The following is a 20,359-nucleotide window of genomic DNA, read 5'->3' as shown; positions in this document are numbered from 1 at the left end:
TCCTTATGAAAGACAATGTCGATACGCCCGTGGTCGGGCAAGCATTATCCGAATTGCTGGCGGATTACGCCGCTGGCTTCAAGGCCGAACGCATTCCCGCCGAGGTCCGCGAGCGCGCGCGCTTGCTGATGCTGGACTCGATTGGTATTGCCCTGGCCTCGCATGGCTACGACTTTGCGCGACGAGCGATGGCCGCCGTCGGTGAGTTGGATGGAGGCGGCGATAGCATCGTGATCGGCACGTCCGTCAGGATGGACCCGCGTAATGCGGCGCTGCTCAATGGGGTGCTGGTGCACGGCTTGGATTACGACGACACGCACGCACGCGGCGTGATTCACGCCACGGCCTCCGTACTGCCTACTGTACTGGCGCTGGCCGCGCGTGATGATCGATCCGGTGCGGACATGGTGGCCGCCTATGTGCTGGGCATGGAGGTCGCGACACGGTTGGGCGCGGTTGCGAAAGGCGGCTTTCACCAGGTGGGTTTTCATCCTACCGGACTGATCGGTACGTTCGGCTGCACGTTGGCGGCCGGCTGGCTGCTGGGCCTGAATGCAAAACAGATGGTGGATGCTCAGGGCATTGCGCTGTCTATCGCGTCTGGCAGTCTGGAGTTCTTGAACGACGGCGCGTGGAACAAACGCATGCACCCCGGCTGGGCGGCCAACGGCGGGATCACTGCCGCGACCTTTGGCAAGCATGGCTACACCGGCACACGCTTGGCCTATGAGGGGCGCTTTGGCCTGTATGCCAGTCATCTTGGGGACGCTGACTACGACTTGAGCCTGGCGTCGGCTGATCTGGGCGAGCAGTGGGAGGTGCCACGTGTGTCAGTCAAACCGCTACCCGCCTGCCACTTTACGCATGCCAGCGTGGACGCGGCGACACGATTGCACGCGCAAGGGGTGCGGCCGGAACAGGTACGGCGCATTACGGTGCTGGTGCCGCAAGAGGTCGTCAAGACCGTTTGCGAGCCGGAGGCCGCCAAGCGCAAGCCTGCCAACAGTTACGAGGCGCAATTCAGTATTCCCTATCTGGTCGGTACCGCGTTGTGCAAAGGCGGTTTGACGTTGGACGACTTAGAGGAGAGCGCGTTGCGGGATCCTGCCGTGCTGGCGTTGGCGGCCATAACTGACTATCAATGTGATCCGCACAGCGGGTTCCCCAAACATTACTCGGGCGAGGTCATTGTGGAACTCAATGACGGTCGAATTTTGCGTGAGCGCGAGGCCGTCAACCGTGGTGCGGAAGACCGGCCCCTGACAACAGAAGACATTCGTGGCAAGTATCGCGACAACGCGTTGCGTCAAGTTTCCGCGGCGCGTGCCGAATCCATCGAACAAAGCGTATTGCGGCTGGAGCAAGGTTCGGCGCGCGCGCTGGCAGATCAATTGGGGCAGGCTTAAGCCGCCGCCTGACGCATTCAACATACTGAGGAGAGGACGACATGACGGACCGTGATGACGGCCAGGAGCAACTGATCCTGGATATGGTGGGACGCTTTCTGGAGCAGGAAGTACGGCCGCACGTGTGGCAGCTTGAACACGACGATACGTATCCAGAAGAGATCGTCGAGAAGATGAAGGCGATGGGCTTGTTCGGCTGCCTGATCGCGCCGGAATATGGTGGGCTTGGCTTATCGACGGTAACGTATGCCAAGATCATCGAGCGCATATCGGAAGAATGGATGTCGCTTTCGGGCATCTTGAATTCCCATTTGATTATGGCGACAGCGGTGCAGCGCAACGGCACCGAGGCGCAGAAGCAAGCCTATCTTCCCCGATTTGCCACGGGTGAGCTGCGCGGCGGCATCGGGTTGACCGAACCCGATTGCGGAACGGACTTGCAGGCCATTCGCACCGTCGCGCGTCGTGATGGTGATGCCTATGTCGTCAATGGGGCCAAGATGTGGATCACGAATGGCTACCACGGCAATTGTTTTGCACTGCTGGTGAAAACCGACCTTCAAGCCGAGCCGCGCCACAAAGGCATGAGTCTGTTCATCGCGGAAAAAGGTCCCGGCTTTACGGTGAGCCGCCAGTTGGAGAAACTGGGTTACAAGGGGATCGATTCGACGGAGTTGGTGTTCGAGGACTATCGCATTCCGGCAGACAGGCTGATTGGCGGGGTCGAGGGGCGTGGGCTGCAAATGGTGTTGAATGGCCTGGAACTGGGGCGCATCAATGTCGCTGCGCGCGGCGTCGGCGTGGCGCAGGCGGCCCTGCGGGAGGCGGTGAAGTACGCTCAGCAGCGCAAGACGTTCGGCAAGCCTATTTGTGAGCATCAGGCCATTCAGACCAAGCTGGGTGATATGGCGACGCGCACCGAGGCCTCGCGCCTATTGACCTTGCGCGCGGCCGAGGCCTACGACCGGGGTGAGCGTTGCGATATGGAGGCGGGCATGGCCAAGCTTTTTGCGACGGAAACCGCGGTCGAGAATAGCCTGGAGGCCGTGCGTATCCACGGCGGATATGGCTATTCGAAGGAATACCTGGTCGAACGCTTTTATCGCGATGCGCCGTTGCTGGTCATTGGCGAAGGGACCAATGAAATGCAGCGGATCATCATTTCCAAGCAATTGGTGCAGAGGAACCGTATATGAGCTTGCCGTTGACAGGGTTGCGCATTGTTTCGGTAGAGCAATATGGGGCAGGGCCGTTTGGCACGCAGCATCTGGCCGACCTCGGTGCCGAGGTCATCAAGATAGAAAATCCGCACGATGGCGGGGATGTGGGGCGTGCGGTCGGGCCGCATTATTTTGGACCCGGAGATAGCCATTTCTATCAAGCTTTCAACCGCAACAAGAAAAGCGTCACACTGAATCTAAAGCATGATGAGGGTCGGCAGGTGCTTCATGATCTGTGTCGGGAAGCGGATGCCGTATTCAACAACTTGCGCGGCGATTTGCCGGGAAAGCTGGGACTAACGTACGAAGCCCTGCGCGAGGTCCGTCAGGATATCGTCTGCGTGCATCTTTCCGCCTATGGCCGAGAGGGGGAGCGCGCCAGTTGGCCGGGATACGACTACCTGATGCAGGCCGAGACGGGTTACCTCTCGCTGACGGGCGAGCCGGACGGGCCGCCGTCGCGCTTTGGCTTGTCTGTGGTCGACTTGATGACGGGCACGACCGCCGCGCTGGGCCTGGTCTCGGCGGTCCTGGGCGCGCGCCAGAGTGGCGTCGGGCGCGATGTGGATGTCAGTTTGTTTGATGTCGCCTTGCACACGCTGGGTTATGTGGCCACCTGGTATCTGAACGGCGGCCACACCACAGGGCGAGCGCCTCGCTCCGGTCATCCCTCGCTGGTGCCAAGCCAGTTGTACCGTACGGCAGACGGCTGGATTTTCATTATGTGTAACAAGGAAAAATTCTGGCCCCTGCTCGCGCAAGCCATGGATCATCCCGAATGGGCCGAAAATCCGAACTACCGCAGCTTCAAGGATCGTCTGCAACATCGCGAAAGCTTCAATCAGGAGCTCGAGGCCGTCTTCATGACAGCGTCGACCGAACACTGGATGACACGCTTTGCCGGCCGCGTGCCCGCGGCGCCGGTTTATGATGTAGCGCAAGCGCTTGATACCCCCTTCGTCCAGGCGCGGGAATGTCTGCTGGATGCCTACGATGCCGACGGGCGTCCGATCAGGAGCGTCGCCTCGCCTATCCGTTGTCCCGGCGAGGTCCCGTTGGCGCGAGCGGCGCCTGCCATGGGCGTGGATACAGAAGATCTACTGGCGCAGGCGGGATACGGGCCCGACCAGATTGCCAGGCTGAGGAAGAATGCTGTGTTATGACTGTAAAAATCGAAGCACCGGGTGGCCGTCCGCGATATCTGCAGCTGGCCACGACGCTGATCAATGAGATCCGTTCCGGTCGCTATCCGGTGGGCGGTTTATTGCCCACCGAGTTTGAGCTCTGTGACCAGTTTGGCGTATCGCGCTTTACGGTGCGCGAGGCGATCAAGCAACTGGTACTGAGGGGCATGGTGACGCGTCAGGCTGGTGTCGGCAGTCGCGTCTTGACCGACGCACCGGTCACGCAGTACACGCAGACCATGTCGGGAATCACCGACCTGCGGCAGTACGCCTACGAAACCTCGTTGGAAATCGAGGGCCAGGCGTTGATCAATGTCGACAGCGAACTGGCGGATACGCTGGATGCGTCGCCCGGAGAGGTGTGGCTGCATGTTTGGGGGCTACGCTATACCGAGGCGCATGATGCGCCGATTTGCCTGACAGATACCTACATTGCCCCGCCATTTCGGGCCGTGACAGGCATCAGCGGCCGAATGACCAAGGCAGTGTATGCGGTGTTGGAAGAGCAGTTCGACCTGCAGATCCGGACGGTGCATCAGGAAATCCGTGGGGTCGTGCTCGACAAGGCGACGGCGTCGCGCCTGGGATCCAAGCCGGGTTCCGCAGGGTTGCGACTGGAACGTCGTTACCTGGATGCACGTGATTCACTGATCGAGTTCGCTGTCAGTGTGCATCCCGCGGATCGTTTTAGCTATCGCGAGTCGTTCCGGCGAGACTGGCAGGTGCCCGCGTGAAAATTTCCGGAGCGGGAACGTTGGCGATTACGCTGACGGTGCAGGCGCTGGTGGCGGCCGCCGCATTGGTCGTGCCGGTGCTGGCGCCGGTGATCGGCGCCAGCACCGGCGTGCCGGCCGAGTTGATCGGCGTCTATGTTTCCCTGATCTATGTCGGGGCGATGCTGGGCAGCCTGATGGCGGGCGGTTGGGTCCAACGGCAGGGAGCGATTCGGGCGAGTCAGTGGGGATTGGTCTTGTGCGCGGTGGGGTTGCTGCTCAGTATGCTAGGTCACTGGGTCGCGCTGGCCGGAGGCGCCCTGTTGCTGGGTCTGGGTTATGGGCCGATCACGCCCGCCAGCTCGCACTTACTGATTCAAACGACATCGGCCCGTCGACTATCGTTGGTGTTTTCCATTAAGCAGACCGGCGTGCCGCTAGGCGGCGTGCTGGCCGGGTTATTGGCGCCCAAACTGGAAATGACGATCGGCTGGCATGGGGTCTTGCTGGTAACGGCGCTGGCGTGTCTGCTGTGCGCGCTGCTGGCCCAGGTCGTACGCGACGAACTGGATGCGGATCGCAAGCCGGATCGCCGGGCGGGACTAGGCGACTTGCGCGCGCCGTTGATGCTGATTTTTTCGCGGCGATCGTTGACGCTCCTGGCGGCGGCGTCGTTTTGTTTTTCGGCGGTACAGTGGTCGTTCAGCGCCTATGTCGTCACGTATTTGCACGACGGCCTGGCCTATACCCTGATTGCGGCAGGGGCAATGTTATCGCTGGGTCAGGTCGCCGGCGTTGTCGGACGCATTTTATGGGGGTGGTGCGCGGACCGTTATCTCGGGGCCGTGGGCATGTTGTTTAGCCTGGCGCTGTTGATGGGCGTGGGCACGATTGGGCTGGCCTTGTTGCCGGCCAACGCGCCCGTACCGCTGGTGGCGCTGGCCTTGATGATATTGGGCGCGGCGGCGGTCGGCTGGAATGGCGTCTATCTGGCAGAGGTGGCGCGTCAGGCGCCGGCTGGCAAAACCAGCCTGGCCACGGGTGGCGCCCTGACGTGCACGTTCTTTGGCGTGGTCTTGGGGCCGGCCCTGTTCGGGGTGGTCGCGTCGCTGTTTGACAGCTATCGCATCGCCTTTATTCTGATCGCGATTCCTGCACTGCTCTTTGGCACGCTGTTGTTCACGCGGCGCAACCTTTTCGCCCCTCAGAAATCCACGACCCCTGCCTCCTGACGCCAGCCCGAGCTCAGTGATTATGCCGCGGCATCCGTTTAGCAATCTGGCGGAATGGCAACGTGTCTTCCAGCACGGCACCCTCTGCCAGCGACCCCACGCGCTGCCGATAAATCATTTGCCAGGGCGTGGCATCGGGCGGCACGGCGGGAATGCCGTCGTGTTGCTGGCGACGCGAGATTTCCGCGTCGTCGACGAGCGCATCGCACTGCCCTTGATTCAGATCGATGCGCACGATGTCACCCGTACGCAGCCACGACAATCCCCCGCCTGCCGCGCTTTCGGGAGAGGCATTCAGAATGGAAGGGCTATCGGCCGTGCCCGATTGCCTGCCATCGCCCAGCGTTGGCAGGCTGGATATCCCACGCCGCAATAGGGCATCGGGCGGTTGCATGTTCACCACCTCTGCCGAACCCGGCCAGCCAATCGGACCGGCGCCGCGAATGACCAGCATGCAGTGTTCGTCGATATTCAAGTCAGGATCATTAATGCGGCGGTGATAGTCCTCGGATCCGTCAAACACGATCGCCCGGCACTCAAAGACCCCTTCGCGGCCCGGCTCGCTCAAATACCGTTGACGGAATTCCGGAGAAATGACGCTGGTCTTCATGATGGCGAAGTCAAACAAATTGCCCTTGAGTACCAGAAAACCGGCGCGTTCTTTCACGGGGGCGGCGTACGGGAAGATCACGTCGCGGTCAGTGCTTTCGCGGTCTTGCAGGTTTTCGCGCACGGTCTGGCCGGTAACGGTGGGGCAGTCTCCATCCAGTTTGCCTTGTTGCAGCAGTTCCCACATGATGGCCGGCACACCGCCCGCGCGATGAAAGCGCTCGCCCAGATACTTACCCGCCGGCTGCACGTTGGCCAATAGCGGCAGGTCATAGCCCTCGCGTTGCCAATCATCCAGCGGGAGTTCCACGCCGGCATGACGCGCCATTGCCATCAAGTGAGGTTGCGCATTTGTCGATCCGCCCAGGGCCGTATTCACGCGTATCGCGTTGAGGAACGCCGCACGCGTCATGATGTCCGACGGTTTGATGTCATCGATCACCAGTTCGACGGCGCGTCGACCGGTGCGATAGGCCATCTGGCCGCGTTCGCGATACGCGGCCGGAATCGCCGCACAGCCCGTGAGCGACATACCTAGGGCTTCGGCCATTGCGTTCATCGTGGATGCGGTGCCCATGGTGTTGCAGTGTCCCACCGACGGGGCAGAGTCCAGTGCCGCCTGCATGAATTGCGCCTCGTTGATTTCCCCCGCCGCGAGCTTGCGGCGCGAGCGCCAGATGACCGTGCCGGACCCCACCAGTTCATTGTCATGCCAGCCATCCAGCATGGGGCCGCCGGACAGGACGATGGCGGGGATGTCGACCGTCGAGGCGGCCATCAGCGCAGAGGGTGTGGTCTTGTCGCAACCGGTGGTCAGCACGACGCCGTCGATGGGGTAGCCGTACAGGATTTCCACCAGTCCCAAGTAGGCCAGGTTGCGATCCAGCGCGGCGGTGGGGCGCTTGCAGTTTTCAAACAATGGATGCGTGGGAAACTCAATCGGAATGCCGCCCGCATCGCGAATGCCATCGCGCACGCGCTTGACCAACTCGAGATGCACCCGGTTGCAGGGTACGAGGTCGCTGCCGCTTTGGGCAATGCCGATAATCGGCTTGCCTGAGCGCAGTTCCTCGGGCGTGATGCCATAGTTCATGAAGCGTTCCAGGTACAACGCCGTCATGTCGATATGATCGGGATTGTCGAACCAGTCCAGCGAACGCAGTCGTTTGACAGGCTTTTTACCGTTGTTCATTGCGTGCTCCTAAAGCAACTGGCCATTCAGTTCGTCGTCGATATGTGCGCGAATAATTTCGTCGAATGAAGACTCTGCCGTGAAACCCAGCTGCCGAGCCCGCTGGGCGGTGAACCCCGGCGCCCATCCCTGAACCATTTGCGTGATCATGTCATCCGGTTCGCGTCGAATCAGGCGCACGGCCTTGTCGCCGGCGATACGGCGCAACGCCTCTATCTGCTCGCCCACGGTGGCGCTGACGCCAGGCATATTGAGATTGCGCCGCGGTCCGAGCGGCTGCAGATCAAGCGTGGCGGCATGACGCAAGAATCCCACCGCCGAGCGCGGCGAGGCGTGCCAGTGACGCACGTCTTCCGGGACCGGCAGCACGGCCTCCTGGCCAACTAGCGGCTCGCGCAGAATGCTGGAAAAAAAGCCCGATGCGGCCTTGTTGGGTTTGCCGGGCCGGATGCACAGGGTGGGCAGGCGTATGCCTATGCCCTCGAAAAAACCGCGACGTGTGTAATCGGCCAGCAGCAGCTCACTGATGGCTTTTTGCGTGCCATAGCTCGTCAACGGCGTGTGGTGATAATCATCGGGGATAGGGTAGGGCAGCGGCGCGCCATACACGGCAATCGATGAGGCGAAGATAAGACGGGGGTGATAGCCGTCGGCCAGCGATTGCACGCGGATCGCGTCGAACAGCGCCCGCGACCCGTCTAAATTAATCCGATACCCCTTGTCGAAATCCAGCTCGGCCTCGCCCGACACGATCGCAGCCAAGTGCACGATCAGATCCGGGCGCGATGCTATCACCTTCTCCGCCTGTCCAGGCTCGGACAGGTCAGCGGCGTGGCAATCGACTCGCCCGTGAAAGTCCGACGGTGCTTCCGGTGGCAGCACGTCCCAGAGCGTCATTCGGTCGACGTGGTGGGGTTTGAGCATCGGGTCGCGTACCAACGACGCCGTCAGTTTCCGACCGACCATTCCTGCTGCGCCAATGATGGCGATATGCATGTGTGTCTCCTCCGGGTGTCCACACACCCGATCTTTGTGGGTCTTGTTGTTGTGTTGTTAGTGAAGGGCTTAGGGTTGATCTCTAGTAGGCAGATTAACGACTTCCAAGTAACCTGACGACCTATTATAGGGTTGTCTGACAAGCTGACTACTGGTAAAAACATGCCTACGCAAAATTTTCAGGATTCCGCATGACATCGCCCGTTGCTCCCGACATTTCCGAGTTGCAGGCGGCATTGGTGCGACGGTTGGGCGCGACCTCGGTGATTACCGATGTTGCGGATCAACAGCGTTACTGCCGCGATTGGCACGGCGATGTCACGACGGGCGCCGTTGCAGTGCTGCGTCCGGATTCCACGCAGGCCGTGGCCCAGGCAGTCAGGGCTTGCGCCGATTTGGGATTGGCGGTGGTTCCGCAGGGCGGCAATACGGGACTGGTGCTGGGCGCCACGCCGGATGACCCCCAGCGTCAGGTGGTATTGAGCCTGGAGCGCATGAATCGCGTGCGCCAGATGGATCCCGATGATTTTTCCGCCGTGGTCGAGGCGGGGTGCATCCTGCAGCAAATCCAGGAGGCCGCCGACGACGCCGGACTGTTTTTGGGGTTGTCATTGGGCGCCGAGGGTAGTTGCCAGATTGGCGGCAATATCAGCACCAACGCGGGTGGCATCAATGTGCTGCGCTATGGCATGGCGCGCGATCAGGTGCTGGGACTGGAGGTGGTGTTACCCGATGGCACGATCCTGGATGCGCTGGGGTCGCTGCGCAAGGACAACCGTGGCATGGACGTCAAGCAGTTGTTTATCGGCGCCGAGGGAATCTTGGGCATCGTGACGGCCGTGTCGCTCAAACTGTACCCGCGTCCCGAGCAGATCGAAACGGCGTTGCTTGGGGTGGATTCGTTGCAGTCCGCTATTGCGCTCTATCGCCGTGCGCGACGCGACTGCTGCGATCTGATGACGGCGTTCGAGTTCATGCCGCCCGCCGCGTTAATGCTGGCTCGCGAGGCGCTCCCCAGTTTGACGGTGCCCATCGCCGCGGATCATCCCGGCTACGTGCTGATGGAGATCTCGGGTTCGGGGCTGGTGGATATTCGCGCGTTGCTCGAACAGTTTCTCGAAAATGTGATGAATGACGGGCTGATGCATGACGGTGTGGTGGCCGCGTCGCGCGCGCAGGCCGCGAATCTGTGGAAGATTCGCGAGGCCATGAACGAAGGCCAAGCCAAGCGGGGAGCCCACCTGCGTACGGACGTATCGGTGTCGCTATCGCGTCTGGCCGAATTTGTCGAACAGGCCGAGGAGCGCTTGCGGCAGGCATTTCCCCAGTGCCTGACGTTGTCGTATGGGCACGTCGGCGACGGCAACGTGCACATCAATGTGCTGCCGCCTGTGACGGCGAATGCCGTCGACCGCGAGCAAATTATCCATGATGCCAAGGACTGCATTAACGCTGTGATCGACGAGTTTCACGGCAGTATCAGCGCCGAACATGGCATTGGCCGCCTCAAACGCGGCGAATTCGAGGCGCGACTCAGCGAGCCGCGCCGTCATTTGCTGGTGGCGATCAAGCGGGCGATTGATCCCCACTTGATGTTGAACCCCAATTGTCAGATCCGGCTGGACACATGAGGGTCGTCGTCTCGGTGTTTATTGTCACAACGTAGCAGGAATAGATGGTTAATTTTGGACAGATCCAGCGCTTGGAGCATTTGCCTGCCAAGATCGCTGCGACGATAGGACAGGAAATCGCGGCGGGCCGTCTGAAAGGCGGTGAAAAGCTGCCCACCGAGCACGAGCTGGCCAAGACCTTTGGGGTCAGCCGTTCGGTGGTGCGCGAGGCCATTGCACAACTGCGCAATGAGGGCCTGCTGGATACGCGCCAGGGCGTGGGCGCCTTCGTGCTGGAGACACAGCGTCGGCCCGTGATCCGTATCGACAGCATGGATTTGTCGAATCCGGAAAGTTTTCGCAGTTTATTTCAGTTGCGCATGCCGCTGGAGGTCGAGGCGGCAGGGCTGGCGGCGTTGCATCATACGGCCGAGGATTTGCAGCGGCTGGACGATGCGCTCGGCATTATGCGTGATATGGATACGCGCTGGACGACCGAAGGGATGCAAGCCGACCTGGCGTTTCATTGTGCCTTGGCGCAAGGCACGCAGAACGAGTACTACTCGATGTTCGTGGGCTTCGTTGGCGAGAAAATCGCGAACACGATTGCCGTCGCCCGTGCGCGCGCCGAACTCGAAACGATCGTGCAACTCACGGTCGATGAACATACGGCGATACGTGATGCCGTTGCCTTGGGCGACATGATGCAGGCCCGCACGGCCATGCGCGCCCATATTTTAGGTGCAGCCTCACGTCTGGGGCTGCAAGTGGATAGTCCGACGGATGACGCAAAGAGAGATTGTGATGCATAGGTCAAAAATGATTGCCGGATTGAGCGTGGCCGATATCGTGCCGCATGATGCGGATCAGGCACGCCTGGTCGGTCGCGTGTGGTCGAACCAGGCGGGCGGCCCATGTCCCGTATTTATACGTCAAGGCCAGGTGTATGACGCGAGCGCGGTGGCGTGCACCATGTCAATGTTGCTCGAGCGTACGGACCTGTTGGCGCAGTTCGATCAAAACGACGAGTTGCCGGTATTAGGGTCACTGCAGGATTTCCTGGACGGGTCCGCTGGCGATTTGCTGGCCCCGATTGATATCCAGGCTATCAAGGCCGCCGGGGTGACGTTTGCCGACAGCATGCTAGAGCGGGTGATCGAAGAGCAAGCCAAGGGCGATCCTTCGCGTGCGCAGTCGATACGCGCCAAGCTGGCGCCGGTGTTGGGCGATAACTTGCGTGGCTTGGTGGCAGGCTCTGAAAAGGCGCTCCAGGCCAAGGCGCTGCTCCAGGATATGGGATTGTGGTCCCAGTACCTGGAGGTCGGCATCGGCCCAGACGCCGAGATTTTCACGAAGGCGCAGCCCATGTCGGCGGTTGGTTGCGGCGCAGCCATCGGCATCCATCCCGGGTCGCAGTGGAATAACCCCGAGCCGGAAGTCGTGCTCGCCCTCTCTTCGGATGGTCGTATCGTCGGCGCGACGTTGGGCAATGACGTCAACTTGCGCGATTTCGAAGGGCGGTCCGCGCTGTTGTTAAGCAAGGCCAAGGATAACAACGCGTCTTGCGCGCTGGGTCCGTTTATTCGCCTGTTGGACGATGATTTCACGTTGACGTCGATCGGTCAGTTGGAGGTCTCCCTGGATGTGCAAGGGCCGGACGGTTTTCATATGCAAGGCGTCAGCGCCATGTCCGCCATCAGCCGCACGCCGCGCAATCTGGCCGACCAGCTACTGAATCGCTGCCATCAGTATCCCGATGGCGCTGTTCTGTTCCTGGGCACGATGTTTTCCCCCACGCAGGATCGTCGGGGCGCAGGACAGGGCTTTACCCATGAGGTGGGGGATCGGGTCAGTATCTCGGCGCCGCAACTGGGCCGTTTGGTCAATGAGGTCGACACGTCCGATGCCTGCCCAGAATGGACATTTGGTGTGGGTGCGTTGATGCGCAATCTGGTGAAACGGGGGGTGTTGACACCCATGATGTAGCGTTATCTGGCTGACTGACGCATGTCAGTCACCGCTCTGCTCTGTACGACGACCTCAACGCATCGCGCACGCCGACTGGCCTAGCGCGAGCATCAAGGAGACAGGTATGCAAGGAGTCACCAATTTATTTTATAAATTTCTGGGCCTCGTCATGGTGCTGCTTTTGGCGGCCATGGTGTTCATGGTGTTCGGAAATGTCATGCTGCGTTATGGATTCAACTCCGGCATTTTGGTGTCTGAGGAACTATCGCGCTATTGCTTTGTATGGCTGACCTTCGTAGGAGCCGTGCTGACTTTCCACGAGCAGTCGCACATGGGCATCGAAAGCCTGGTGCAACGGCTTAGCCGTCGCGGACGTTTGATCTGCATGGCGTTAAGCAACATTGTCGTCATGGGCTGCTCTGCGATTTTTTTCTGGGGCGCGCAGATGCAGTTCGATATCAACGCGACGATGTTTGCACCGGTCACGGGGTTGTCTTTGGCGTGGGTCTACGGCATCGGCTTGTTCACGGGGGCGGCGTGCTTTGTGATCTCGGCCCTTCGATTGATACAGGTGCTCACCGGGAAAATCAGTGACGAGGAGATCGCCCGTTTTGTGGGTGAAGACGGCCAGATTGCGGAGGTTGTCTGATGACGTTGCTGATTTTTGTGGGTTCTTTACTCGGGGCCATGGCGATTGGTGTGCCTGTCGCATTCGCGTTGATTTTTTGCGGCGTGATGTTGATGTGGCACATGGATATGTTCAACGCGCAGATTGTGGCGCAGAACATGGTCACGGGCGCCGATACGTTTACCTTATTGGCGATTCCATTCTTTTTGCTAGCCGGCGAGTTGATGAATGCCGGGGGATTGTCTCGCCGCATTATTGATTTCGCGTTGGCGTGCGTCGGCCATATCAAGGGCGGCCTGGGGATTGTCGCGATCCTGGCCGCCATCATCATGGCGAGTTTGTCAGGATCGGCCTCGGCAGATACCGCTGCGCTGGCAGCCATTCTGATCCCCATGATGCGTGAGGCCGGCTACAACGTGCCGCGTTCGGCCGGCTTGATCGCCTCGGGTGGCATCATCGCGCCGGTGATCCCGCCTTCCATGGCATTTATCGTGTTTGGTGTCGCAGCCAATGTGTCGATTTCCAAGCTCTTCATGGCCGGTATTGCCCCTGGGTTGATGATGGGGTTCACGCTGGTTGCGATGTGGCTATGGCTGGTACGCAAGTCGGATATCAAGCCGCTGCCTAAACAAACGATGAAACAGCGTCTGCAAGCCACGGGACGCGGTGCATGGGCGCTGGGTATGCCGGTGATTATTCTGGGTGGCATACGGATGGGCGTCGTGACGCCCACGGAAGCTGCCGTCGTGGCGGCCGTGTATGCGTGGTTTGTGGGGATGTTCGTTTATCGCGAACTCAAGATCCGCGATCTGTATGAGGTATTCCTGAAATCAGGGAAAACCACCGCCGTCGTGATGTTCTTGGTGGCGGCCGCCATGGTGTCGGCCTGGCTGATCACCGCCGCGGACATCCCGGGTGAGCTCAAGGGGCTGATCGAACCGTTGATCGATCATCCCAAGATGCTGATGTTCGTCATCATGGTGCTCGTGATGGTCGTGGGTACGGCGCTGGATCTGACTCCGACCATTTTGATCTTGACGCCTGTGTTGTTACCCATCGTGAAATTGGCGGGGATCGATCCCGTGTACTTCGGCGTCATGTTCGTGATGAATAACTGCATCGGGCTCCTGACGCCGCCGGTGGGCGTGGTCCTCAATGTGGTCAGCAGTGTGGCGCGGGTGCCGTTGGGCCGTGTCGTGTGGGGCGTGATGCCGTTCTTGCTGGCCTACACGGTGTTGCTGGTTTTGTTTGTGATATTTCCGGAACTGATCACCGTTCCCATGCAGTGGCTGTATTGAGTTCGGCGCCATGCGGTATTACCGCCTGGCGACCGATCGCAGATTGTGGTGCGTAGCGAGCAATAAGACTCGCCTTTTCTTCAAGCTCGCAGCTTACGGCTCGACGTCAAACGTCAGCTTTCACCAATCAGATGAGGAGATACAAATGAAGAAACTAGCATTGGCCGTCGTGATGGCCACGCTCGGTGTGGGGGCCACGCTCCCCGCATCCGCCGCGGGTGATTTCAAGTCGCGCAATATTCGTTTGTCCAACGGGCTTGCTCAGGACCATCCCGTGGGCAATGGCGTCAAGGTCTTTAATCAGTGCCTACAGGATAAATCCGGTGGCAAGATGAAGATCACGGCGTACTGGAGCAGCTCACTGGGCGATGATTTGCAAGCGACGCAAGCACTGCGTTCGGGGACACAAGAGGCGGTTATCACCTCGTCATCCCCGCTAGTTGGACTGGTGCCCGCGTTAGGTGTCTTCGATTTGCCGTTTTTGTTCAGCAATGAAAAAGAGGCCGACGCCGTCATGGACGGCGAGTTTGGCAAATTCATCAACGAAAAGCTGGACGCCGCAGGGGTGGTTAATCTGGCGTACTGGGAAAATGGTTTTCGCAACCTGAGCAATTCTAAGCACGCCGTGAATAAATGGGAAGACTTCGGCGACCTGAAACTGCGCGTCATGCAGAACAATATCTTCCTGGATACATTCCGCACGATGGGAGCGAATGCGACGCCCATGGCGTTCGGTGAAGTTTTCTCCGCGTTGGAAACCGGCGCCATTGATGGCCAGGAAAATCCATTCGTGACCATCGACACGTCGAAGTTCTACGAAGTCCAGAAATTCATCTCGGTGACGAATCACGCCTACACGCCTTTCCTGGTGTTGTTCTCCAAACCCCTCTGGGCGGGCTACTCCGATGATGAAAAGGCCGCGCTGCGCGAGTGTGCCGTATTGGGTGGCCAAGAAGAGCGCAAAGTGATTCGAGCCATGAACGACAAGTCCCTGGACAAAATCAAGGAAGCCGGCCTGAAGGTCAACCAGGTGAGCCCCGAGGAGCAAAAACGGATGCGCGAGAAGGTACAGGTCGTGTACGAACAGCACAAGGCCACCATTGGCGCCGATGTGGTGGATCGTGTGCAAAAAGAGCTCGCCGATCTGCGTGCGAAAAGCGGTTCCTGATTCCGAGGCAGGCCCGGACGACCGGTAAGACCGGGCCGGGCCATGGATTTCATGCGAGAGGGCTTACCATGACAGGACATTTGCAGGGCCAAGTGGTATTGGCAACAGCCGCGGGACAAGGGATAGGACGTGCATCGGCGCTGGCGTTCGCCCGGGCGGGCGCCACGGTCCATGCGACGGATATCGACACACAAGCGTTGCAGGATTTATCCGCACAGCCCGGCATGTTTACGCATGTGCTGGACGTGCGGGATAACGCGGCGATCCGGGGCTTGGTCGAGCGTATTGGCCGCATCGACGTGTTGTTTAATTGCGCCGGCATTGTGCAGTCGGGGGCCGTGCTGGAGATGGCGGACAGCGATCTCGACGTGGCGTTTGATTTGAATGTGCGCGCTATGGTACGAACGGTGCAGGCCGTATTGCCGGGGATGCTGGAGCGGGGTGCCGGGAGTATCGTCAACATGGCGTCGGTCGCGGGCTCGGTCAAGGGGGTGCCGAATCGGTGCGCCTATGGCATCACCAAGGCGGCCGTGGTGGGGCTGACCAAATCGATCGCGGCCGACTATGTGGCTCGCGGCATACGTTGCAATGCGATCTGCCCCGGTACCGTCGACAGTCCCTCGCTACAGGAGCGCATGCGTGCGCAAGGCGACTATGACGCGGCACGTGCCGCGTTCATTGCCCGCCAGCCCATGGGTCGCCTGGGTACGGCGGATGAAATTGCCGACTTGGTGGTCTATGTGGCGGGCGCACAGTACACCACGGGACAGGCGCATATCATCGATGGCGGTTGGGTCGGTTGAGCGTTTACGATTCAGACTAAACAGGAGCGTTTTTATGAAATTGGTGAGATTCGGCCAGGCAGGCCAAGAAAAGCCGGGTGTAGTCGATGCGCAAGGCGTCGTGCGTGACCTATCGGGACATGTCACCGATATCGCGGGTGCAGTATTGGACGATACGTCGTTGCAAACCCTGCGTGGTCTGGATGTGAACAGCTTGCCGCAGGCGCCCGCCGGTGTGCGCTTGGGACCGTGTGTCGGCCAGGTCGGCAAGTTCATCTGCATTGGCCTGAATTATTCAGATCATGCGGCGGAGACGGGTGCACAGCCGCCCAGCGAACCCATCATTTTCATGAAAGCCACCTCTGCCATCTGCGGCCCGGACGACGTCTTGCGTATTCCGCGCGGATCCGAGAAAACGGACTGGGAAGTCGAGTTGGGTGTGGTGATTGGCAAGACCGCCAAATACGTGTCGCGCGAAGAAGCACTGGATTACGTGGCGGGCTACTGCGTGGTGCATGACGTCAGTGAGCGCGCATTTCAGATCGAGCGTCAGGGCCAATGGACCAAGGGCAAGTCTTGCGATACGTTCGGCCCGATCGGTCCGTGGCTGGTGACAAGAGATGAAGTCGCCGACCCAGGTCAATTGGCGATGTGGTTAAAAGTCAATGGCGACACCCGTCAAAACGGATCTACCCGCACCATGATCTTCGACGTGGCGCACTTGGTGTCCTACTTGAGCCAGTTTATGTCGTTGCAGCCGGGGGATGTCATTTCCACCGGCACGCCACCGGGCGTCGGCATGGGCATGAAACCGCCCCAGTATCTGAAAGCCGGTGATGTGGTCGAACTGGGTATCGACGGCTTGGGCACACAGCGACAATCGGTGCGCGCCGACGACTAATGGGGGGCTTGCATGGCATCTGGGCCATCGATCAAATCGACAGCACCCGCGACGGCAGAGGGGACCATGTCCTCGATGGGACCGGTGACGTCTCGCTTGTTCGACCTGTCGCGCCGCCGCGTGCTGATCACTGGTGCCAGCCAAGGCTTGGGCTATACATTGGCCCGAGGGCTTGCCCAGCACGGCGCCACCGTGGTCATGAACGCGCGCAATGTCGTCCGGCTGGACGAGGCCGTGCAGCGCCTGCGCACCGATGGGCTGTCAGCGTACGCGCTGCCCTTTGATGTGACCGATCCCGTCGCGGCGCAGATTGGTGTCGATCACGCCGAGTCGGAATTCGGCCCGATCGACATCTTGGTCAACAATGCGGGCATGCAACATCGTGCGCCGCTGGACCAGTTTCCACTAGACCAGTGGGACGCCCTGATGCGTACCAACGTCAGCAGTCTCTTTTACGTCAGCAAGCCGGTCGCCACGCACATGATCACGCGTGGCAGAGGCAAGATCATCAACATCGCCTCCGTACAAAGCGAGCTGGCGCGCCCCGGCATTGCCCCCTATGCGGCGACCAAGGGCGCGGTACGCAATCTCACCCGAGGCATGGCGACCGATTGGGCACGACACGGCCTGCAAGTCAACGCCATTGCGCCAGGATATTTCCGTACCGAACTGACCCAACCTCTAGTGGACAATCCTGAGTTCACACAATGGCTGAGCCAACGCACGCCCGCAGGACGCTGGGGAGACCCCACCGAACTAATCGGTGCCGCCGTCTTCCTCGCCAGTGACGCCTCATCCTTCGTGAACGGCCACACCCTATTCGTGGACGGCGGCATGACCGCCAGCGTATAAACCCCATGCGTGTCCACAAAGACAAAAAAGCCAAGGCCAGGCGCCCGGCAGGGACGCGTTAATAGAGACAACCAGCCAAAGAGCGATACCCGCCTTTTTACGGAATGCACAAAATGACCAACCCCCTGACGACCCAGTTGATCCAAACGCGCGTCGTACCCGTCCTGCGTTATACCGATGCCGAGACGGCCCTCTATGCGGCCGACATTGCCGTACGCGCGGGCTTTGAGGCCATCGAATTGACCTGGACCATCCCCGATGTACTCGATGTGTTGCAGACCTTGCGCAAACAACACGGGACATCGATTTTGCTGGGCGTGGGAACCTTGATGAATGCGGACCAGGCGCGCGCCGTACTGAATGCCGGCGCCGATTTTCTGGTATCGCCCGGATTAGCGACCGATATGGTGGCGCCCGCACACGAGGCCGGCAAGCTATGTTTGGTGGGCGCATTCACCCCCAGCGAGGTGATGGCCGCCATCCGTGCAGAGGCCGACGTGGTCAAGATTTTTCCCGCTGATACGGGTGGCCCGGCGCATCTGGCGGCGTTACGTGCCGTTTTTTCGTCCACCGTGTTCTGCCCCACAGGGGGCCTGTCGGCGAAAAATATGCACGATTACTTCCAGGCGGGGGCCAGTTTTGTCGGCATCGGTTCGTCGCTCTATGACAAAAAAGCCCTCGCAGCGCGTGATACCGACGGCTTGTTGGCAAGCGTACGCAGCATTCGGGAGGCGGCCCATGGCAAGCACGCATGATTTCGATGTGGTCGGGTTGGGCGAGGCACTGATTGAGTTCAACCAGACCGTGCCGGGCGAGCCGACATATCGTCAGGGCTTGGGTGGCGATACTTCTAATGTGATTATCGCGGCGGCGCGAGCGGGGGCGCGCACGGCCTATTTGGGACGTTACGGGGGCAATGACGATTTCGGCGAGTTGTTGCTGCAAACCTGGCGAGACGAAGGCGTGGATGTGTCGGGAATGTTGTGCGATGAACAGGCGAACAACGGCCTGTATTTCGTGCAGCATACCCAGGACGGTCATCGCTTCAGCTACGCGAGGCATCAGTCAGCAGCTGCGCGCATGCAACCGTCCGACCTGCAACACGGCTTGGTCGAGCGATCACGCTATCTGCATGTATCGGGCATCAGCCTTGCCATTAGTGTTAGTGCTTGCGATACCGTCTTTGCGGCCATGCAGCGCGCGCGAGACGCTGGGAGGCAGTCGTGTCTGGATGCCAACCTGCGCACGCGCCTATGGCCGATGTCCCGCGCACGTGCCATTTTGCGCGAAGCCATCACGCAGTGCGATGTGTTTTTACCGGGGTGGGACGATATGGCGCTGTTGACGGGCTTGGATCAAGCTGACGCGATGCTGGATTGGATCCGAGCGCTGAACGGCCAGGCCGTGGTGGCACTGAAAATGGGTAGCAAGGGTGTGATTCTGGATGACGGGCGCACGCGCACGTCGATCATGCCGCACAGCGTGCAGTCGGTGGATGCCACCGGGGCCGGCGATTGTTTTGCCGGGAACCTGTTGGCCCGCATTTGTGCAGGCGATGACTGGTTGCCTGCCTGCCACTATGCCAATGCCGCGGCGGGTTTGTCGACGATGGGATACGGGGCAGTGGATCCGTTGCCGCGACCCGATCAGGTCAAGGCGCTGTTGCAGCGAGGTTAAGCACACCGTCGGGGTGTCAGGACAGCGGTGTTTCGCCGCCCCGGCCGCGTCATGATCGCAACAGCCTGCTAGCGAAATACCACTGTCTTGTTGCGGTTGAGCACAATACGATGTTCGACGTGGCTGCGTACGGCGCGCGCCAGCACCAGGGACTCGACATCGCTGCCGACTTGCGTCAGGTCCTGGGCGGTCATGGTGTGATCCACGCGCTCGATGTCTTGTTCGATGATCGGACCTTCGTCGAGGGCCGACGTCACGTAGTGGGCCGTGGCGCCAATGATCTTGACGCCGCGCGCATGCGCCTGATGATAGGGGCGTGCGCCCTTGAAACTGGGCAAGAAGCTGTGGTGGATATTGATGGCGCGGCCATTGAGCGCCTCACACATGTCTTGCGACAAAATTTGCATGTAGCGCGCCAGCACCACCAGATCGATCTGCTCCGATTCGACCAGGCTCAAGATTTGTTTTTCTTGTTGGGCTTTGGTGTCGGGGGTGACGGGCAGGTGATGAAAGGGAATACCGTAGGACGCCGCCAGACCTGCATAGTCATTGTGATTCGAAACAATAGCGGCGATCTCGGCGTGCAACTGTCCACTCTGCACTCGGAACAACAGGTCGTTCAAACAGTGTCCCTGCTTGCTGACCATGATCAGCAGACGAGATTTGCGGCGTGCATCATGTATTTGCCATTCCATGCCGAGACCCTCGGCTACTTCGGTGAATTGTTCGCGCAGGCTGTCTACCTCGACGGCGCTGGGCAGGTCAAAGTGCACGCGCAGAAAGAAGCGCCCGCTTTCGTCATCGCCGAATTGCTGGGAGTCCAGGATATTGCAGCCCAACTTAAACAGCAGACCACTGACGCGATAGACGATGCCAGTACGGTCGGGGCAGGACAGGGTCAGGATGTGGTCGTTGTGGGGCAT

At 60.1% G+C, this 20,359-nt stretch carries 19 protein-coding genes; 16 read left to right on the top strand and 3 right to left on the bottom strand.

Annotated features, from left to right (window positions below; translation table 11 throughout):
- Nucleotides 1-5: 5 nt before the first annotated feature.
- From ACYVDM_RS05965 to ACYVDM_RS05945, 5 genes are read left to right on the top strand one after another with little or no spacing between them, the layout of a single operon-like run.
- Entirely contained in the window at nt 6-1,406 is a 1,401-nt protein-coding gene (locus ACYVDM_RS05965) for an MmgE/PrpD family protein (RefSeq protein WP_415789541.1), read from the top strand.
- Between the two features lie 41 nt (nt 1,407-1,447).
- Nucleotides 1,448-2,602 carry an acyl-CoA dehydrogenase family protein gene (locus ACYVDM_RS05960; protein ID WP_415789539.1) on the top strand — a complete coding sequence of 385 codons (1,155 nt, stop codon included), beginning with the start codon at nt 1,448-1,450 and terminating at the stop codon, nt 2,600-2,602.
- A complete protein-coding gene (locus tag ACYVDM_RS05955) occupies nt 2,599-3,789 on the top strand; it encodes a CaiB/BaiF CoA transferase family protein (RefSeq protein WP_415789537.1) in 1,191 nt (396 codons plus the stop codon). The genes ACYVDM_RS05960 and ACYVDM_RS05955 overlap by 4 nt, the downstream gene beginning before the upstream one ends.
- Nucleotides 3,786-4,544, top strand: a complete 759-nt coding sequence (locus ACYVDM_RS05950) for a GntR family transcriptional regulator (RefSeq protein WP_415789535.1) — start codon at nt 3,786-3,788, stop codon at nt 4,542-4,544. The genes ACYVDM_RS05955 and ACYVDM_RS05950 overlap by 4 nt, the downstream gene beginning before the upstream one ends.
- Nucleotides 4,541-5,755, top strand: coding sequence for an MFS transporter (locus tag ACYVDM_RS05945; RefSeq protein ID WP_460475324.1), 1,215 nt, complete (start codon nt 4,541-4,543; stop codon nt 5,753-5,755). Before ACYVDM_RS05950 ends, ACYVDM_RS05945 begins: the two co-directional genes overlap by 4 nt.
- Before the next feature lie 13 nt (nt 5,756-5,768).
- Here ACYVDM_RS05945 and ACYVDM_RS05940 read toward each other — a convergent pair whose 3' ends face one another.
- Together ACYVDM_RS05940 and denD are read right to left on the bottom strand one after the other, a co-directional pair.
- Nucleotides 5,769-7,556: an IlvD/Edd family dehydratase gene (locus ACYVDM_RS05940; protein WP_415789531.1), complete on the bottom strand. Its 1,788-nt coding sequence runs from the start codon at nt 7,554-7,556 to the stop codon at nt 5,769-5,771.
- Nucleotides 7,557-7,565: 9 nt separating this feature from the next.
- The gene (denD, locus tag ACYVDM_RS05935) at nt 7,566-8,552 is read right to left on the bottom strand and encodes a D-erythronate dehydrogenase (protein WP_415789529.1); all 987 of its coding nucleotides are present in this window, start codon (nt 8,550-8,552) and stop codon (nt 7,566-7,568) included.
- A gap of 191 nt (nt 8,553-8,743) precedes the next feature.
- On the opposite strand from denD, the gene ACYVDM_RS05930 reads away from it, so the two are divergent.
- From ACYVDM_RS05930 to ACYVDM_RS05880, 11 genes are all read left to right on the top strand, one after another.
- Nucleotides 8,744-10,183, top strand: coding sequence for an FAD-binding oxidoreductase (locus ACYVDM_RS05930; RefSeq protein WP_415789527.1), 1,440 nt, complete (start codon nt 8,744-8,746; stop codon nt 10,181-10,183).
- Nucleotides 10,184-10,227: 44 nt separating this feature from the next.
- Nucleotides 10,228-10,974 (top strand): FadR/GntR family transcriptional regulator, encoded by a 747-nt coding sequence (locus ACYVDM_RS05925; RefSeq protein ID WP_415789525.1) that lies wholly within the window; start codon nt 10,228-10,230, stop codon nt 10,972-10,974.
- A gap of 7 nt (nt 10,975-10,981) precedes the next feature.
- Entirely contained in the window at nt 10,982-12,148 is a 1,167-nt protein-coding gene (locus ACYVDM_RS05920; protein ID WP_415789661.1) for a fumarylacetoacetate hydrolase family protein, read from the top strand.
- 106 nt (nt 12,149-12,254) lie between these two features.
- Nucleotides 12,255-12,779: a TRAP transporter small permease gene (locus tag ACYVDM_RS05915; RefSeq protein WP_415789523.1), complete on the top strand. Its 525-nt coding sequence runs from the start codon at nt 12,255-12,257 to the stop codon at nt 12,777-12,779.
- Entirely contained in the window at nt 12,779-14,056 is a 1,278-nt protein-coding gene (locus ACYVDM_RS05910) for a TRAP transporter large permease subunit (RefSeq protein WP_415789521.1), read from the top strand. Before ACYVDM_RS05915 ends, ACYVDM_RS05910 begins: the two co-directional genes overlap by 1 nt.
- A 145-nt stretch (nt 14,057-14,201) precedes the next feature.
- The gene (locus ACYVDM_RS05905; RefSeq protein ID WP_415789519.1) at nt 14,202-15,224 is read left to right on the top strand and encodes a TRAP transporter substrate-binding protein; all 1,023 of its coding nucleotides are present in this window, start codon (nt 14,202-14,204) and stop codon (nt 15,222-15,224) included.
- A gap of 68 nt (nt 15,225-15,292) precedes the next feature.
- Nucleotides 15,293-16,027, top strand: a complete 735-nt coding sequence (locus ACYVDM_RS05900; protein ID WP_415789517.1) for an SDR family oxidoreductase — start codon at nt 15,293-15,295, stop codon at nt 16,025-16,027.
- A 34-nt stretch (nt 16,028-16,061) separates the two neighbouring features.
- Complete coding sequence (locus ACYVDM_RS05895; RefSeq protein ID WP_415789515.1) at nt 16,062-16,907, top strand: fumarylacetoacetate hydrolase family protein; 846 nt, start codon at nt 16,062-16,064, stop codon at nt 16,905-16,907.
- A gap of 75 nt (nt 16,908-16,982) precedes the next feature.
- A complete protein-coding gene (locus tag ACYVDM_RS05890; RefSeq protein ID WP_415789659.1) occupies nt 16,983-17,759 on the top strand; it encodes an SDR family oxidoreductase in 777 nt (258 codons plus the stop codon).
- A gap of 113 nt (nt 17,760-17,872) precedes the next feature.
- Complete coding sequence (locus ACYVDM_RS05885) at nt 17,873-18,514, top strand: bifunctional 4-hydroxy-2-oxoglutarate aldolase/2-dehydro-3-deoxy-phosphogluconate aldolase (RefSeq protein WP_415789513.1); 642 nt, start codon at nt 17,873-17,875, stop codon at nt 18,512-18,514.
- Nucleotides 18,498-19,436: a sugar kinase gene (locus ACYVDM_RS05880; protein ID WP_415789511.1), complete on the top strand. Its 939-nt coding sequence runs from the start codon at nt 18,498-18,500 to the stop codon at nt 19,434-19,436. The genes ACYVDM_RS05885 and ACYVDM_RS05880 overlap by 17 nt, the downstream gene beginning before the upstream one ends.
- Nucleotides 19,437-19,504: 68 nt before the next feature.
- On the opposite strand, the gene purU is transcribed toward ACYVDM_RS05880, so the two are convergent.
- Entirely contained in the window at nt 19,505-20,359 is an 855-nt protein-coding gene (gene purU, locus ACYVDM_RS05875; protein WP_415789509.1) for a formyltetrahydrofolate deformylase, read from the bottom strand.

The organism is Bordetella tumulicola, assembly GCF_054779135.1.
This window is presented reverse-complemented; position numbering and strand designations above follow the sequence as displayed.

Bases quoted from the DNA above. Each gene is read 5' to 3' on its own strand.
- ACYVDM_RS05950 (WP_415789535.1), top strand. From the start codon at position 3,786: ATGACTGTAAAAATCGAAGCACCGGGTGGCCGTCCGCGATATCTGCAG.
- ACYVDM_RS05895 (WP_415789515.1), top strand. From the start codon at position 16,062: ATGAAATTGGTGAGATTCGGCCAGGCAGGCCAAGAAAAGCCGGGTGTA.
- denD (WP_415789529.1), bottom strand. From the start codon at position 8,552: ATGCATATCGCCATCATTGGCGCAGCAGGAATGGTCGGTCGGAAACTG.
- ACYVDM_RS05960 (WP_415789539.1), top strand. From the start codon at position 1,448: ATGACGGACCGTGATGACGGCCAGGAGCAACTGATCCTGGATATGGTG.
- ACYVDM_RS05880 (WP_415789511.1), top strand. From the start codon at position 18,498: ATGGCAAGCACGCATGATTTCGATGTGGTCGGGTTGGGCGAGGCACTG.
- ACYVDM_RS05900 (WP_415789517.1), top strand. From the start codon at position 15,293: ATGACAGGACATTTGCAGGGCCAAGTGGTATTGGCAACAGCCGCGGGA.
- ACYVDM_RS05920 (WP_415789661.1), top strand. From the start codon at position 10,982: ATGATTGCCGGATTGAGCGTGGCCGATATCGTGCCGCATGATGCGGAT.
- ACYVDM_RS05965 (WP_415789541.1), top strand. From the start codon at position 6: ATGAAAGACAATGTCGATACGCCCGTGGTCGGGCAAGCATTATCCGAA.
- ACYVDM_RS05955 (WP_415789537.1), top strand. From the start codon at position 2,599: ATGAGCTTGCCGTTGACAGGGTTGCGCATTGTTTCGGTAGAGCAATAT.
- ACYVDM_RS05915 (WP_415789523.1), top strand. From the start codon at position 12,255: ATGCAAGGAGTCACCAATTTATTTTATAAATTTCTGGGCCTCGTCATG.
- ACYVDM_RS05910 (WP_415789521.1), top strand. From the start codon at position 12,779: ATGACGTTGCTGATTTTTGTGGGTTCTTTACTCGGGGCCATGGCGATT.
- ACYVDM_RS05930 (WP_415789527.1), top strand. From the start codon at position 8,744: ATGACATCGCCCGTTGCTCCCGACATTTCCGAGTTGCAGGCGGCATTG.
- purU (WP_415789509.1), bottom strand. From the start codon at position 20,359: ATGCCCCACAACGACCACATCCTGACCCTGTCCTGCCCCGACCGTACT.
- ACYVDM_RS05890 (WP_415789659.1), top strand. From the start codon at position 16,983: ATGGGACCGGTGACGTCTCGCTTGTTCGACCTGTCGCGCCGCCGCGTG.
- ACYVDM_RS05940 (WP_415789531.1), bottom strand. From the start codon at position 7,556: ATGAACAACGGTAAAAAGCCTGTCAAACGACTGCGTTCGCTGGACTGG.
- ACYVDM_RS05905 (WP_415789519.1), top strand. From the start codon at position 14,202: ATGAAGAAACTAGCATTGGCCGTCGTGATGGCCACGCTCGGTGTGGGG.
- ACYVDM_RS05885 (WP_415789513.1), top strand. From the start codon at position 17,873: ATGACCAACCCCCTGACGACCCAGTTGATCCAAACGCGCGTCGTACCC.
- ACYVDM_RS05925 (WP_415789525.1), top strand. From the start codon at position 10,228: ATGGTTAATTTTGGACAGATCCAGCGCTTGGAGCATTTGCCTGCCAAG.